Origin of the sequence: Pseudomonas pisciculturae, from assembly GCF_015461805.1 — a bacterium.
GTDB lineage: Bacteria > Pseudomonadota > Gammaproteobacteria > Pseudomonadales > Pseudomonadaceae > Aquipseudomonas > Aquipseudomonas pisciculturae.
Window position 1 is genome coordinate 935321 of sequence record NZ_JACVZE010000001.1, and the last position, 14737, is coordinate 950057.

At 55.3% G+C, this 14737-nt stretch carries 13 protein-coding genes; 6 read left to right on the top strand and 7 right to left on the bottom strand.

Translation table 11 applies throughout. From position 1 onward, the window contains the following. Positions 1 to 206: 206 nt before the first annotated feature. On the top strand, positions 207 to 1388 hold the full coding sequence (gene rssB / locus ICY20_RS04230) for a two-component system response regulator RssB (RefSeq protein WP_159959377.1): 1182 nt from the start codon (positions 207 to 209) through the stop codon (positions 1386 to 1388). Then, positions 1388 to 1870: an anti-sigma factor antagonist RssC gene (gene rssC, locus ICY20_RS04235; RefSeq protein ID WP_010566476.1), complete on the top strand. Its 483-nt coding sequence runs from the start codon at positions 1388 to 1390 to the stop codon at positions 1868 to 1870. Before rssB ends, rssC begins: the two co-directional genes overlap by 1 nt. Before the next feature lie 137 nt (positions 1871 to 2007). Here rssC and tal read toward each other — a convergent pair whose 3' ends face one another. Both tal and dusA read right to left on the bottom strand, forming a co-directional pair. After that, on the bottom strand, positions 2008 to 2934 hold the full coding sequence (tal, locus tag ICY20_RS04240) for a transaldolase (protein ID WP_159959375.1): 927 nt from the start codon (positions 2932 to 2934) through the stop codon (positions 2008 to 2010). A 175-nt stretch (positions 2935 to 3109) separates the two neighbouring features. Then, complete coding sequence (gene dusA, locus ICY20_RS04245) at positions 3110 to 4120, bottom strand: tRNA dihydrouridine(20/20a) synthase DusA (RefSeq protein WP_194937102.1); 1011 nt, start codon at positions 4118 to 4120, stop codon at positions 3110 to 3112. A 428-nt stretch (positions 4121 to 4548) separates the two neighbouring features. Between dusA and ICY20_RS04250 the strand changes: the two genes are divergently transcribed. Both ICY20_RS04250 and ICY20_RS04255 read left to right on the top strand, forming a co-directional pair. Beyond that, positions 4549 to 5589 carry an acyltransferase family protein gene (locus tag ICY20_RS04250; protein ID WP_194936994.1) on the top strand — a complete coding sequence of 347 codons (1041 nt, stop codon included), beginning with the start codon at positions 4549 to 4551 and terminating at the stop codon, positions 5587 to 5589. An 87-nt stretch (positions 5590 to 5676) separates the two neighbouring features. Continuing rightward, entirely contained in the window at positions 5677 to 7119 is a 1443-nt protein-coding gene (locus ICY20_RS04255) for a hypothetical protein (RefSeq protein WP_194936995.1), read from the top strand. 177 nt (positions 7120 to 7296) lie between these two features. On the opposite strand, the gene ICY20_RS04260 is transcribed toward ICY20_RS04255, so the two are convergent. The 3 genes from ICY20_RS04260 to ICY20_RS04270 all read right to left on the bottom strand — a co-directional run bounded on the left by ICY20_RS04260 (position 7297) and on the right by ICY20_RS04270 (position 10380). Beyond that, a complete protein-coding gene (locus tag ICY20_RS04260) occupies positions 7297 to 8136 on the bottom strand; it encodes a protein kinase family protein (RefSeq protein WP_194936996.1) in 840 nt (279 codons plus the stop codon). Positions 8137 to 8419: 283 nt separating this feature from the next. Beyond that, complete coding sequence (locus ICY20_RS04265; RefSeq protein ID WP_159959287.1) at positions 8420 to 9082, bottom strand: Wzz/FepE/Etk N-terminal domain-containing protein; 663 nt, start codon at positions 9080 to 9082, stop codon at positions 8420 to 8422. 110 nt (positions 9083 to 9192) lie between these two features. Then, positions 9193 to 10380 (bottom strand): MFS transporter, encoded by a 1188-nt coding sequence (locus ICY20_RS04270; RefSeq protein ID WP_194936997.1) that lies wholly within the window; start codon positions 10378 to 10380, stop codon positions 9193 to 9195. A 479-nt stretch (positions 10381 to 10859) separates the two neighbouring features. Between ICY20_RS04270 and mqo the strand changes: the two genes are divergently transcribed. Beyond that, positions 10860 to 12506 carry a malate dehydrogenase (quinone) gene (gene mqo / locus ICY20_RS04275; protein ID WP_159959283.1) on the top strand — a complete coding sequence of 549 codons (1647 nt, stop codon included), beginning with the start codon at positions 10860 to 10862 and terminating at the stop codon, positions 12504 to 12506. Between the two features lie 82 nt (positions 12507 to 12588). Here mqo and ICY20_RS04280 read toward each other — a convergent pair whose 3' ends face one another. Beyond that, on the bottom strand, positions 12589 to 13260 hold the full coding sequence (locus tag ICY20_RS04280; RefSeq protein WP_159959281.1) for an NADPH-dependent F420 reductase: 672 nt from the start codon (positions 13258 to 13260) through the stop codon (positions 12589 to 12591). Positions 13261 to 13380: 120 nt separating this feature from the next. Here ICY20_RS04280 and ICY20_RS04285 point away from each other — a divergent pair, with 120 nt between their 5' ends. Then, positions 13381 to 14286, top strand: coding sequence for a LysR family transcriptional regulator (locus tag ICY20_RS04285; protein ID WP_159959279.1), 906 nt, complete (start codon positions 13381 to 13383; stop codon positions 14284 to 14286). A 53-nt stretch (positions 14287 to 14339) separates the two neighbouring features. Here ICY20_RS04285 and ICY20_RS04290 read toward each other — a convergent pair whose 3' ends face one another. After that, positions 14340 to 14714 (bottom strand): hypothetical protein, encoded by a 375-nt coding sequence (locus ICY20_RS04290; RefSeq protein WP_159959277.1) that lies wholly within the window; start codon positions 14712 to 14714, stop codon positions 14340 to 14342. Positions 14715 to 14737 lie beyond the last annotated feature (23 nt).

Here is a 14737-nt window from a genome sequence, read left to right on the forward strand (position 1 = left end):
CGCCCGGCGACCATCGGCATGAGCTTGAAACCCCTGACGGATGGGAGTACCGTCTGCGCCTTAGAAGGGCACCTCTGCTTTACCGTTGTGCGTGGGTCAAAAGCCTATGCTTTGTAGGACAGAGAGGCTAGAAAGCGAATCCAGTACGTGAGCCCGGCCATTGTCGAGTCACTTACGCCAACCTAATTCTGGCGCCGTTTGCCCACATGCAAAAAACCAGTGCCACGCTGCTGATAATCGATGACGACGAAGTAGTGCGCGCGAGTCTCGCGGCCTATTTGGAAGACAGTGGGTTCAGCGTCCTGCAGGCCAGCAATGGTCAACAGGGTCTCCAGGTATTCGAGCGCGACCAGCCCGACCTCGTGATCTGCGATCTGCGCATGCCCCAGATGGGCGGCTTGGAGCTGATTCGCCAGGTGACCGAGCTGGCCCCGCAAACGCCGGTGATCGTCGTGTCTGGCGCTGGGGTCATGAATGACGCCGTCGAGGCTCTGCGCCTGGGGGCTGCCGACTACCTGATCAAGCCCCTGGAAGACCTCGCGGTACTGGAGCATTCGGTGCGACGTGCCCTGGATCGTGCGCGCCTGCTGCAAGAAAACCAGCGCTACCGCGAAAAGCTCGAAACGGCCAACCGCGAACTTGAAGCGAGTTTGAACTTGCTTCAGGAAGACCAGAATGCCGGTCGCCAGGTGCAGATGAACATGTTGCCGGTCAGCCCTTGGTCCATCGACGAGTTCCAGTTTGCGCACCAGATCATCCCGTCTTTGTACCTGTCGGGTGATTTTGTCGATTATTTCCGCGTTGATGAGCGTCGCGTGGCGTTTTACCTGGCCGATGTATCCGGCCATGGGGCTTCCTCCGCTTTTGTCACCGTGTTGTTGAAGTTCATGACGACACGGTTGTTGTTCGAATCCAAGCGCAACGGCACCTTGCCGGAGTTCACCCCCTCCGAGGTGCTTGGCCACATCAACCGAGGCCTGATCAGCTGCAAGCTGGGCAAGCACGTGACGATGGTGGGCGGCGTGATCGATGAAGAAACCGGTCTTTTGACCTACAGCATTGGCGGTCACCTGCCGATGCCTGTTTTGTACACTCCCGACAGTGTGCGCTACCTGGAAGGCCGTGGCCTGCCCGTAGGCTTGTTCAATGAAGCCACGTACGAAGACCACATCCTGGAGCTGCCACCGACGTTCAGCCTTACGCTGATGTCTGATGGCATCCTGGACTTGCTTCCAGAGCCTACACTCAAGGAGAAAGAAGCCGCCTTGCCCCAAAAGGTCAAGGCAGCGGGCGGCAGCCTGGATGGCCTGCGGCAAGTGTTTGGATTGGCCACGCTTGGGGAGATGCCGGATGATATCGCCCTATTGGTGTTGAGCAGGAATCTTTGATGAGTACCGGAAGAATCCAATTCGCCGAGCAAGACGGGACCTTTGTCCTGAAATTTGTCGGTGAAGTGCGCCTGACCTTATGTTCAGCGCTGGATGCGACGATTGAGCGGATTTTCACAGCGTTGAATTTCTCGGCGATCGTGATTGATCTGACCGAAACCCGCAGCATCGATAGCACCACCCTTGGGCTGTTGGCCAAGCTGTCCATTCTGTCTCGGCAGAAGGTCGGCCTGTTGCCGACGGTCGTCACCACGCACGAAGATATCACCCGTCTGCTGCAGTCCATGGGGTTTGATCAGGTGTTCAACATCGTTGATCGGCCGATTCCATGCCCTGAGTGCCTGACTGACCTGCCGTCGCAGGACCAGTCCGAAGAAGTCGTGCGCATCAAAGTGCTGGAAGCGCACAAGATCCTGATGGGCTTGAACGAGTCCAATCGTGAAGCTTTCCACGATCTCGTCAACGCGCTAGAGCGCCACTAATTCTCCTTGAGAAATACGGTCAAAATGTGGGAACGGGCAAGCCCGCTCCCACATTTTGATTTGAGTTCGGCTCTATGTCGGCGAATGAAAAAAGGGCGCTACCCTCACAGGTAGCGCCCTTTTTGGTGCAGCCAGCCTTACAGCTTGGCAGTCAACAGCGCCTCAAGCTTCTCTTGGTCTCGGGCAAACTGACGAATGCCCTCAGCCAGCTTCTCGGTAGCCATCGCATCCTCGTTGGACTCCCAACGGAACTGCGCTTCAGTCAAATGCACCCGCGCCTCACCGGCATGCCCCGGCGAGAGCTTGCGCTCCAGCTTGCCATTATCGGCGGCCAGTTTTTCCAGCAGGTCCGGGCTGATGGTCAGGCGATCGCAGCCCGCCAGTTCTTCGATCTGGCTCAGGTTGCGGAAACTCGCACCCATGACCACGGTTTTGTAGTCATTGGCCTTGTAGTAGTTGTAGATGCGGGTCACCGACTGCACGCCTGGATCGTCGGAGCCGGTGTAGTCGTTACCGTTGGCCTTTTTGTACCAATCGTAGATGCGGCCCACAAATGGCGAAATCAGAAACACGCCGGCTTCTGCGCAAGCCACGGCCTGGGCGAAGGAGAACAGCAGGGTCAGGTTGGTCTGGATGCCTTCTTTTTCCAGCTTCTCGGCAGCACGGATGCCTTCCCAGGTGGCGGCAATCTTGATCAGCACACGATCACGGCCAATGCCGGCTTTTTCGTACAGGTCGATCAGACGGTGCGCGCGCTTGAGTACGGCGTCGGTGTCGAACGACAGGCGTGCATCCACCTCGGTGGAGATACGGCCTGGCACCACTTTCAGTATTTCTTGGCCCACGGCCACTGCAAAACGGTCACTGGCCAGGCCGACGTCACCGTTACAGTCCTGCACGCACTCATCCAGCAGCTTGGCATACGCCGGGATCGAAGCGGCTTTGAGCAGCAGTGAAGGATTGGTGGTGGCGTCTTGCGGTTTGACCCGAGCGATCGCTTCAAAGTCGCCGGTATCGGCTACGACGGTGGTGATCTGTTTGAGTTGTTCCAGCTTGGAAGTCATGGGCGTGCTCTGTCCTATGGGTCTGGTGACATTACGCGAGCGCAGACAGCCACTCAAGGGCGCAAATGCGTTCAACGGCCCGCCGTGGCAACAACTGAGAACAGTGGTTTGAATGGCGGGCCTGACTGCTAAATAGGAGGGCTAAACACCGAACAGGTTCAACCCGAAAGCGCTTTCAGCGACCCTCAAGCAATGCGCCGGCTTGATCCAGCAGTGTCAGTGGGTCTGGCGCCTTATGAATATCCACCGACAATAACTGGCGAAACTTGCGAGCCCCAGGGAAGCCCGTGCCCAGTCCCAGGATGTGCCGCGTGATGTGGTGCATCGAACCGCCCGTTGCCAAATGCTCGGCAATATAGGGGCGTAACTGCACCAGCGCCTCTGCTCGGCTGATCACCGGCTGCGTGCTGGCGAACAACTGCTGGTCCACCTGCGCCAACAAATACGGGTTGTGATAAGCCTCACGGCCCAGCATGACCCCATCGAAAGTCTGCAAATGCGCGTGGCAGTCTTCCAGCGTCTTGATGCCACCGTTGAGAATGATCTCCAGCTCAGGGAAGTCGCGCTTCAGCTGGGCGGCCACGTCATAACGCAGCGGTGGAATGTCCCGGTTCTCTTTGGGTGACAACCCCTCGAGAATCGCAATCCGTGCATGCACGGTAAAGCTGGTGCAGCCTGCGTCCTTCACCTGGCCGACAAAATCACACAGCTGGGCATAACTGTCCCGGCCGTTGATGCCGATCCGATGCTTGATCGTGACCGGGGTTGACACTGCGTCCCGCATCGCCTTCACGCAATCTGCCACCAGAGCAGGGTGGGCCATCAGAATCGCGCCAATCATATTGTTCTGCACGCGGTCGCTGGGGCAGCCGACGTTAAGGTTCACCTCGTCGTACCCGGCAGCCTCCGCCATGCGTGCGCAAGCCGCCAGCTCGGCGGGAACACTGCCGCCCAGTTGTAGGGCGAGCGGATGCTCCGCGTCGTTATGGCGCAGGAAGCGCTCATGGTCGCCATGCAGGATAGCGCCCGTGGTGACCATCTCGGTGTAGAGCAGGGTGTGCTTGGAGAGCAGGCGCAGGAAGAAGCGGCAGTGGCGGTCCGTCCAATCCATCATCGGGGCAACGCTAAAGCGCCGAGACAGTGCGGGGCTTGATTCTGCTGGGCTAACGCTCTGGTTTTGAATCATTTTACTCAACGTGTCTTTAACGTGTTTATGGGCGTTTTCGGGTGTGCTTTGGATCTTGGAGGTACGATGTACCACCCCAAAACTGGCGCGTACCCCTTCGATACGGAAACTGTCAGGGGAAGAAAGCTGGCGGATGGACCTGTTAGCGATACCGCTTAGATCTGCATCAAGCGCGAGGGTGTGCAAGTCTACCAAGAGAGGCAGACCTTCGCCCGGAAACAGTTCGGCTCCCTGGTGTTTCACGCTCCCTACCTCTGAATCAAGTCAAGATCTCCTCGCCGTGGCAATTGGCATGCTGCGAGATGCTTGCACCTGCCTGAGCCTCAATTCAAAGACCGTGTTGCACTTGGCTACTGCATTCGCGATAATTAAAGATTGTAGGAAAATTCCTACAATCTTTTTTATGAAGCCTAAGTGGGTTATAGCGAGTGGAAAAATATTACGGTATCCAATACCTTCGCGGTATAGCGGCGTTGTTCGTGATCTGTTACCACTCAATGGTTATGTCCGCTGTTGTTCCATACTTTAGTAGCCCTAGAGGTGAGTTCGGGGTTGATATTTTTTTTGTGATATCTGGTTTTGTCATGTGGGTGGCAACAGAAAATAAGTCCACTAATACATTGTCCTTCTGGAAGTCACGGATTTTGCGTGTTATTCCGCTTTATTGGGTGTTTACGCTTTGCTTTGTTTGTGCGGTGGTTCTGATGCCTTCGTTATTTTTTAATTCGAGGGGGCTTGATCCGTTTTTTGTTATAAAGTCTTTTCTGTTAATTCCTGCCATAAATCCTGATGTTGGAGAGATGACGCCCATCTATACAATAGGCTGGACCTTGGTTTATGAGATGTTTTTCTATTTTGTGTTTGGGTTTAGTCTTCTATTGATAGGCCTGAAAAAGAGGCTCGCTTTCGTATTTGGCGTGGTGGGCGGATTGGCCTGCTGTGGGATGATTTTTGATTTCGAAGGGGTGGTGCTGAGCACCTATACAAACTCTATTATGTTGGAGTTTTTGGCTGGGGTGGGGCTGGGATACTGTCGAGCTTACTTCCTTAAGGCTAACTTGAAGATCGGGATTGGGTTGGTGATCTTATCGCTCGTAGCGTTGTTTACCTATCGTGCGGACCCGTCTTCGAGATTTTTGATTTACGGAGTGCCATCGTTAATGTTGGTGGCCGGGGTCGTCATTCTAGAAAAATATATTAAGCGCCACGTCAGTAAGTTGCCTTTGTTCTTTGGGGAAATATCGTATTCGCTTTACTTGTCACACCCCATCTCGCAAAGGGTGTGGTATGTGGTGTTTGTATTGGCGTTTGGGCAGATTTTGAATAAGGACCTGGCCATCTACTATTTTGTAGGGGCAGTTTCTATCGGCGTGCTTGGGGGCGTAGTTTGCTATTACGTGCTGGAGAAGCCGCTGCTTCGTTTAACACGCTTGGGAAGTCGTCTCTCAATAAAGCGCAGTCTCGCATAAATCATTTAGGCATGTTTGCGTAAAGTTTACGCACAGCCATTTACTATAAATTAATACGCTTCACATAGTGTGGGTGCAGGAGCAAAAATGAAAAAACGGATTGAAATAAATCAAAAAGAAAATTTTGCAGCAAATTTTGGGATTGTTAACAGATCCTCTGCGATTTTTTATTATGTGTCATCTTCCAGCGTAAAAACCAAGATTTCCTTCATGAATTACTGGAAGGAAAAGCGTGGCCTGGAAGTGTTGGTGGTTGCATCGCTGCGTGACATGTCAGGAACGCTGTGCAGCCGTGAGTCTCTGTCCTTCACCGATGGCGACGTGATCAACTATCAACCGCATACGCATGATGACTTTGAAGGTAGTGTCGAGATTGAAATCTTCGCTATAAAAAACATGTTCATACCCTATGCCGCCATCATTGCATATTATGAAACGGCCAATGGGGTGACGCTTGTTCATAGTTATGCACGTGCGTATTCGCGACATGAGGTTGAAGATAAGAGAACCATTTCTTCGGGTGAGGAAGGTTGCTGGACGCTGCGGGACAGTGCTTTAGAACGTTCGTTCTGCGTGTTTCATAACGGGCCGCGAGAGGTTCCTGAGCAAACTGCAACGCTGGAAGTTATTAGCGGCGATTCCTCAGGCAGTCGCATGCAGGCTGAAATAAAATTACCAGCCTTGAAAGCGTACGAAACCATCAAGATTGCCCCAAGAGATTACTTCGCGAACCTCGTTGACTTTCTAGATGGCAAGCCGGGCAGCGCCAATCTCTCCTTTAACCTGGGGGAGGGCTTCACGCGGATGCTCGTGGGAACTGAAGCCATTGATGGCACCGATATGCAGGTTACCCACTCGAACTTCAACTACAGTAAGCATGCGACAGACTTGCTGGAGGTGGATGATGCGGTAGGCTACATGTATATCCCGCCCATCAATATTAAAAACGCTTCCGTTTTGGTCTATCCAGACTCACAGCCTGGCTCTTATTCATTTGAACTGAATGACCAGTCTCATCAGTTCGCTTCTGGGCAGCGTTACGAAACCTCCTGCCAAGGTGGTATGGCTATTTTTAGCAGGACTGACGGTCGACTTCCTAGCCGAATCGTGACTGCAATTGTGGGAAGTGATTCCTCTGAGCGAATCCCATGTGAAATGTCACTGGGGATTCTGACAGCTGTTCAGCCGAAGAAAAGACTGTGGTGGGGTCCGGTACGCGAGGATGTTTCCCACTCAACCGCACTGTTGACTCATGCTCTTCCGGAAATTTACGGGGCGGTAGCAGAAGGCACATTGGAAGTAAGCCTTTACTCCTCAATGAAAAAGGAAACGCTGAAACAATCTCTGAACTTCGACATGCTTGAAGCTTTTGAGTCGGGCGTTCCTTTAACTGATATCTTCTCCGGTGCGAGAGAGTTTTTAGACGGCGCTCCTGGGTACTACAGTCTGTACTCCGATTACCCAGGGTTTACTGTTTACTCGGTAATACGTAAAGAAGGTGGCTCGGTTTGCATTGAGCACGGTTTCTAAGGCCGTATTTCTACAGCAATCGTATTTACGCCTCTTCCGTTGTTAGGAGAGGGCTAAGCGAAGCCTAAATGCCTGCGGCTTGTCCAGGTAGCTGATAGTTGCAGGCATTGGGCGATTTGAGTGGGTAGGGCAGAGGCTGAGCAGAGAATCCATCGGAAGGATTCCTGCGACGCCTCGTCAGCCCGTAATAACCGTCCCGTTATGAAAAATCTCACGCCGGGCGCGGCGGCTGATGTTTTCATGTTTGCTCAGGCTGTACATCTCTTCAAAGCGGCTTGCATCAATGCCGTCGTATTTGCGCAGTTCTTCCTGAACCATTTGGTCGAAATCGCGCTCGATCACGAACCGGAAAATCTCCCGGCGGTAATAAAAGCCGAATTGGAATGCCAGCACCTCGGTCAGGTGATCTGTGGGGGTGAGGAAGCAGTTCTCCAGGTCGATTGCCTTGGCGAGCGTTGGTTGCTCAAGGTTGATCATCACGTTGTTGGCCCAAAAGTCCATGTGCACGATGTTTTTGCTGTGCAGGGCGCGCAGCAGGTTGAACGACACGCTGATCAGGCTCTGGATATCGCGGGTTTGTTCGAGCCATTCCAGTCCATTGAGGTGGCCATCCAGCATCTGGGTAAAGATGAAATATTCCTGGATCAGGCCAAGCGCGGACTTGCGGTAACCGAAGCCATACAAGGGGGCTACCGGCGCCCCACGTTGCTGTGCGCCGAACGTGTTGATCACTTCTTCTACTGGCCAGTCGAAAGCACCATCACGTTTTGCGCGGCCCAAGGTCACCCTTAGCTTAGGGCGCAGGCTGTCGAGCGGCTGGGATTTGGCGAACAGGTCGCTCTCCATTCCTTTGAGCGGTGCGCTGATGCGGTCTTGCAACTCGTGGCGTGCGTCGATCAGATCCTGAATCGCCTGCTGAGCGCTGATGTCAGCGATGTCTACGGTGAAAACCGTTGCGTTGCGATGGTTGAGTGTCGTTGGAAAGCCCTGGAGCACACTTCTGTCAGGAAAGCTCAAAACACATCCTTGTCATTTATGAAATATGTAGGACATGTTACAGATTGATGTCATTGGATCCAACCTGAACCCAACCTGTCTGAAAGTGAAATTTATTTAATTTTGGTGGGCTTGAGTTGATTTTCGGTTGACTTGGTGGTTATTTTGTGGGTTTTTGTCGTCGCGTATCCGTTGCACTGGATAGGCAATGAAAATAGGTATGGGAAATTAAAGGCAAAATGCAGTGGCGGCCAATAGCCGTCACTGCATTATTTAAAGTTGGCCAGCGAGTTTTTGATTGAGCCTAAGTGTGGTCTGTCTGCTTGTGTTGGCGGATGATGCAACGGCTAATCACAAATACACTGCCAAGTAATAGACCCAGAAATGCCCCCAGCACAGTAAGTTTCTTGGCGCTCATGCTGTTGACGATTTTGACTTCATCAAGCGCATTGAAGGCTCTGACATCGTTCTTGGCAGCCGAAGCCGGTAGGCTGAGGGATAAAGCGTCGTTGTTTGCCTTGTCCAAGGCCGCTTTCAATTGAGCAGCAGCGTGTTCTGAGGTGCGGGCAGTGGTCGAAGCAATATAGAGGATGGGTTCGCTGTTGCCGGTTTTGGGTGCTGTCTCTCTCAAGGAAATGGACTGGGAAGCCATCACGCCCATTGCAGTATAGAAAAGGTCGTTTTGTATAGCGCTATACAGCCCCGATTGCGCGGGTTGTGAATGTTCGCCGACGCTCTCTTCCTGGCCATTAACTTCTTTATATAAATTATAAAGCGACGGTTTGGTGATGTAAGTGCTCGCGGTCCATTGTTCGGGCATTACCCCATAGAGAGACAGCGAGATAAGAATGCCTGCAACGGTTGTTGCCAGGATCGTTAGTTTGTGGCTCCAAAGCGTTTGGAGTAAGGGGATCAACTCTATTTCATCATTCTGGGGGCGAGGCGCGGGATTCGTTGAAATGCTCACGAAAAGTTCCTTTCTAAACGTCCCCGGATTGTAGAGAAAAAAATACAATCTGCCATTGAATATTCGGGGGGAGTATTCGGGGGGAAGTTTTCCTACCCCCCACCTTTGTATCAATGCCCGCCCTGCATCCGTCGAGCGATCAGGTAAATGCCGAGCCCCACCAATGCGGTGGCCGCACCTATATAGCCCGTACTCGTCCAGCCCAGCCCCGCCGTAATTGCCATCCCGCCAAACCATGGGCCCAATGCGTTCGCCAGGTTGAAGGCCGCGTGGTTGGATGCAGCCGCCAGGCTCGGTGCTTCATGGGCGATGTCCATCAACCGGATTTGCAGCGGTGCGGCCAGCGATATCATGGTGCCGACCAGGCCAATGCCCAACAACACGCCCCACACTGACCCCGCAGCAAACGGGAAGAACACCAGCACGGCCGTCGACCACACCAGGATCAAACCCACCGCACGGAACTGCATGCGGTCAAACAGCTTGCCGCCGGCGATATTGCCGATAATTGCGCCCGCGCCAAAGGCTGCCAGGCCAAAGGGAATCCACTGCGGCGATACCTTGGTCACTTCGAGCATCGTCGGTGCCAGGTAGCTGAACACGCAGAACATCCCTGCAAAACCGATTGCAGCGATGGCCAGTGCCATCCATACCTGGGGTTTGGTGAAGGCGCGCAGTTCTTTACGAGGGTCGCTGCGCGGCTCGTCGCGCCTGTCTGGGACAAAGCGCCAGACCAACGCGATGGTGCACAGGGCAATGACGCTCACCAGTGCAAACGCTGAACGCCATCCCAGGTATTGGCCAAGAAATGTAGCAATGGGGTTGCCCAGTAGCATCGCCAGGGTCAGCCCCATCATCACCCGTGCCACGGCGCCGGCGCGCTTGTCGCTGGGCACCATGCTCGATGCCACCACAGCGGCGATACCGAAGTAGGCGCCGTGGGGCAGGCCGCTGATAAAGCGAAAGGCTACCAGCGAGCCAAAGGTCGGTGTAAACGCTGTGGCCAGGTTGCCCAAGGCATACAGCCCCATCAGTAACAGCAGCATATGTTTGCGCAATAATTTGGCGCCGAGAATTGCCAGCAGTGGCGCGCCGACCATTACCCCCAGCGCATAGGCGCTGATGGCGTGGCCCACCTGGGGTTCGCTCAGGTGCAGGTTGTTGGCGATCTCGGGCATCAAACCCATGATGGCGAATTCGCCGGTACCGATAGCGAAAGCGCCCACGGCCATGGCAGCTTCCATTTTGGCGGCGCTGCGCGCGGGCAGGATGTGCCCGGGTGTTTGGTGGATAGACATGGATCGCTCTGTTCTGATGGATTGCACGAAGGAGTCGCCGATGCTACGCAAGCAGCGGCGAAGGTGTCTAGAACGGGCCGTGGGGTGATAGTTCAATGCAGTTTGGCGCCTGTGACCTCAGGTCGCGCCCGCCAAGCTTGCTAAAACCGGCGTTTTAGCGCTGTCAATTGGCCAAACAGCGCATATCGCCCGTTTAGCGTGATATTCTGCGCGCCGTCTTGGTCTAGTCTCTATCTGGTACGTACACCCGTATACGTCCCAGCGATTGGCTGTTGCCCAGGTAGCTGAAGCCAATAATGATAAAAAGTCAGCGCAGAAGGGACATAAAAGTGAGGTCGATACGTCGGCCTTGTGTGCCCACCCTGCGGCCCTCAAGTGAATGTGCGAACCCCGCGGTGCGTTGCCTGGCGCAGCGTGATGAAGGCTTGCTCACGATTTGGGGCGGTAGGGCGGATGGCGTTTTATCATAGGTGCTACTGATGTTTAAAAAAGTAAACACTGCCTTGCTGGGGCTGGCTTTGTCGCTGGGGATCAGTTCCGTTCACGCGGAAGAGGCAAAGAAAGTCGATGTGCTGCTGATCGGCGGCGGCATCATGAGTGCAACCCTGGGTGTATGGCTCAATGAGCTGCAGCCGGACTGGTCGATGGAAATGGTCGAGCGCCTCGATGGCGTCGCCCAGGAAAGCTCCAACGGCTGGAACAACGCGGGTACCGGTCACTCGGCGTTGGCTGAGCTGAACTACACCCCGGAAGACAAGAACGGCAACGTTGAGATCCCGAAAGCGGTCGAGATCAACGAAGCGTTCCAGATCTCCCGTCAGTTCTGGTCGTGGCAGGTCCGCCAGGGCGTGCTGAAGAACCCACGTTCGTTCATCAACTCCACTCCGCACATGAGCTTTGTGTGGGGCGATGACAACATCAAGTTCCTGAAGAAGCGTTACGAAGCCCTGCAAGCCAGCCCGCTGTTTGCCGGCATGCAGTACTCCGAAGACCCGGCGCAGATCGCCAAGTGGGTTCCGCTGATGATGGAAGGGCGTGACCCGAACCAGAAAATCGCTGCCACCTGGTCGCCGATCGGTACCGACATGAACTTCGGCGAGATCACCCGCCAGTTCGTCGCTCACCTGCAAACCACCCCTAAGTTCGACCTGAAACTGTCGAGCGAAGTGCAGGACATCACCAAGAACGCCGACGGTTCGTGGCGTGTGAGCTACAAAAACCTGAAAGACGGCACCAAGACTGAAACCGACGCCAAGTTCGTGTTTATCGGCGCGGGTGGCGGTGCACTGCACCTGCTGCAAAAGTCCGGCATTCCTGAAGCCAAGGAATACGCTGGCTTCCCGGTAGGTGGCTCGTTCCTCGTGACCGAGAACCCAACCGTTGCCGAGCAACACCTGGCCAAGGCCTACGGCAAAGCCTCGGTTGGCGCGCCACCGATGTCGGTTCCACACTTGGACACCCGCGTGCTGGATGGCAAGCGTGTGATTCTGTTTGGCCCGTTCGCGACTTTCTCGACCAAGTTCCTGAAAGAAGGCTCGTACCTGGACCTGCTGACCAGCACCACCACCCACAACATCTGGCCAATGACCAAAGTCGGTATTCGTGAATACCCACTGGTCGAGTACCTTGCTGGCCAACTGATGCTGTCGGATGATGACCGCTTCAATGCCCTGAAAGAGTACTTCCCGAACGCCAAGAAAGAAGACTGGCGTCTGTGGCAAGCCGGTCAGCGCGTGCAGATCATCAAGCGTGACGAAGAGCAGGGCGGCGTCCTGAAACTCGGTACAGAAGTGGTCAGCTCCGCCGACAACACCATTGCAGGCCTGTTGGGTGCATCGCCAGGCGCGTCCACCGCGGCTCCGATCATGCTGACCGTGCTGCAAAAAGTGTTCAAGGACAAGGTTGCGACCCCTGAGTGGCAGGCCAAACTGCACCAGATCGTACCGAGCTACGGCACCAAGCTGAACGAAAGCCCGGAAGCGGTTGCCAAGGAATGGGCGTATACCGCCGAAATCCTGCAACTGACTCCACCGCCTGCTATCCCGCAGATGGTTGCTCCTAAGGCGACTGAGGCTGCCAAGCCTGCGGCAGAGCCGAGCAAGCCAGCGTCTGACCTGGCGCTGTAAGCCAAGTCGAGCTGCAACAAAGCCCGCTGAACCGGTAACGGTCAGCGGGCTTTTTGTTGGCTGTTTGCAGTGAGCGCGATTGTCAGGCTTTGGTGGGGTTACGTTCGGGGTGGGGCAGCTCAACCCTTCGCTCGGCCGCCGCCAGTGCTGCCTTCAAGCCGGCTTGGTCCAGCGCAATGCAATAAGCTGGTTTGGCACGTTCAAATCGCCAACTTTCATTCAGCCCGCCTGCATCCACCGCATCAAAACCTAGCTCATCGAGCAGCTGGATTACCTGCGCCTTTGCCGCAGCGTCATCTGCTGCTACCGGGAGTGCGCGGCGACCTGAAGCGCCATGAGGGCGTGCGTCCAGCATCAACTCGGGCGCAAAGATCGCGTTGAACACTTTCACCACGTGTGACTGTGAAAAATGCTCGGCGATCAGCCGGCTGGTGGTGGTTTCAAAGCGGTCCAGGGCAGGGAAATGTCCGTCGCGGTCCGGGTAGTAATTATTGGGGTCCATCACCGTTTTACCTTTCAGCCACTGCGCGGGCACGTTGCGGTAATGCTCAAACGGGATGGCGACCAGTACAACGTCACCAAACCGGGCTGCATCTTCAGCGCTGCCCACTTGGGCGCCGGGTATGCCGCTGCGCACGCTGCTCATGGTGTGTGGGCCGCGGGAGTTGCTCAGCATCACCTCATGCCCGGCAGCCAGCGCCAGTTCGGCCACGGCGCGCCCGATAAAGCCTGCTCCAATAACGCCAATCTTCATGTCCTTGCTCCGTTGAGTTGCGGGAGTGGCTATGATGATTGGCTACTGAGCGGCGATAAATAATCAATAACGTGTCGCTGTTGTTACTGAGGGTTGTGAATAGTGGATCGCCTTTCCAGCATGAATGCCTTTGTAATGGCCGCCGAGTTGGGCTCCTATGCGCGTGCCGCTGCGCGTTTGAATATGTCGCCACAGATGGTGGCCAAACATGTCGCGGCCCTAGAGCAACGACTCGGTGCCCGTTTACTTAACCGCACCACGCGACGGCAAAGCCTCACTGAGTTGGGGAGCGCGTACTACGAGCGTTGCCGGCACATTTTGGCGGAGGCCGATGCCGCTGATTCGCTCGCACAGATCATGAACGACACGCCGCGCGGCAAGCTGAAAATCACCGCCCCGGTGACCTTCGGTTCCTACAGTCTGATGCCATTGGTGACTCAGTTTCTGCGTGATCATCCGGATGTGGAAATCGACCTGAACCTGACGGATCGTTTCGTCGACCTGGTGGAGGAGGGCTATGAGGTGGCATTCCGGATTGGCCCCCTGGCGACCAGCAGCCTTACGGCCCGGCCCCTGGCGCCTTATCAACTGGTGGCCTGCGCTGCGCCCGCCTATTTGTCGGCACGGGGCGCGCCCTTGGTACCGGCAGACCTTGAACAGCATGAATGCCTCGGTTACGTCTTCTGGTCGCGACCGGCGGATCGGGAATGGGCGTTCCAGCAAGGCTCTGCTGTGTCGAGGGTGCAGGTGTCCAGTCGCTTGCAGGTCAATGAGAGCCGCGCCCTGATGTCTGCTGCGTTGGATGGTTTTGGCATTGTTCTCGGCCCGCAAGACTTTTTGCGCGGGGCGCTGGATAGGGGCGAGCTTGTGCGGGTACTGCCGGGGTTTGATCCGCCGAGCCGCCCGATGCATCTGGTGTATACGGCGAATCGGCAACGCACGGCCAAGCTGCGGTGCTTTGTTGAGGCTGTGCTGCTGCGTTTCGGGCGCGACGGGTTCAGCAGCCCGACAGATATCACCTGTTAAAAATGATTCGGGGCCGAGCAGGAACCAGGGTGGTTGGGTTCGCTGAACCTTGGCTAGCCAGGCTTTTTGGTGCCCAGCAGACGAACCTCCCGCAACAGCGCGGCACCGAGTTGATCGGTGCCCAATTCTCTGTAGCCCACTGCTTTTATCTCGCCGTTTTCTTCCGCCTGGATGATGATCACCGGTGTTTCCTTGCCGGTGGCTTCGTCGATGTGCATGGCGTACTGCGGAATATCCAGCTTTATCGGGGTGCCTGCTGCTTGACCTTTCACATTGATCAGAAATGCCGCACAACCTGTGTCTACATCCGCACTGGTGGCGGGCCGGCCGCTGACAAAACAGCTGTGCGGCAGGTCGGGCCAGGTGATGGCTTCGGCATTGGCCTGCGTAGAGGCTATGAGCAAGGCAGCGAGAACAAATGTGCGCACGTGAATCTGTCTCTAAAACAAGG

Bases quoted from the DNA above. Each gene is read 5' to 3' on its own strand.
- rssB (WP_159959377.1), top strand. From the start codon at position 207: ATGCAAAAAACCAGTGCCACGCTGCTGATAATCGATGACGACGAAGTA.
- rssC (WP_010566476.1), top strand. From the start codon at position 1,388: ATGAGTACCGGAAGAATCCAATTCGCCGAGCAAGACGGGACCTTTGTC.
- tal (WP_159959375.1), bottom strand. From the start codon at position 2,934: ATGACTTCCAAGCTGGAACAACTCAAACAGATCACCACCGTCGTAGCC.
- dusA (WP_194937102.1), bottom strand. From the start codon at position 4,120: ATGATTCAAAACCAGAGCGTTAGCCCAGCAGAATCAAGCCCCGCACTG.
- ICY20_RS04255 (WP_194936995.1), top strand. From the start codon at position 5,677: ATGAAAAAACGGATTGAAATAAATCAAAAAGAAAATTTTGCAGCAAAT.
- ICY20_RS04270 (WP_194936997.1), bottom strand. From the start codon at position 10,380: ATGTCTATCCACCAAACACCCGGGCACATCCTGCCCGCGCGCAGCGCC.
- mqo (WP_159959283.1), top strand. From the start codon at position 10,860: ATGTTTAAAAAAGTAAACACTGCCTTGCTGGGGCTGGCTTTGTCGCTG.
- ICY20_RS04280 (WP_159959281.1), bottom strand. From the start codon at position 13,260: ATGAAGATTGGCGTTATTGGAGCAGGCTTTATCGGGCGCGCCGTGGCC.
- ICY20_RS04285 (WP_159959279.1), top strand. From the start codon at position 13,381: ATGAATGCCTTTGTAATGGCCGCCGAGTTGGGCTCCTATGCGCGTGCC.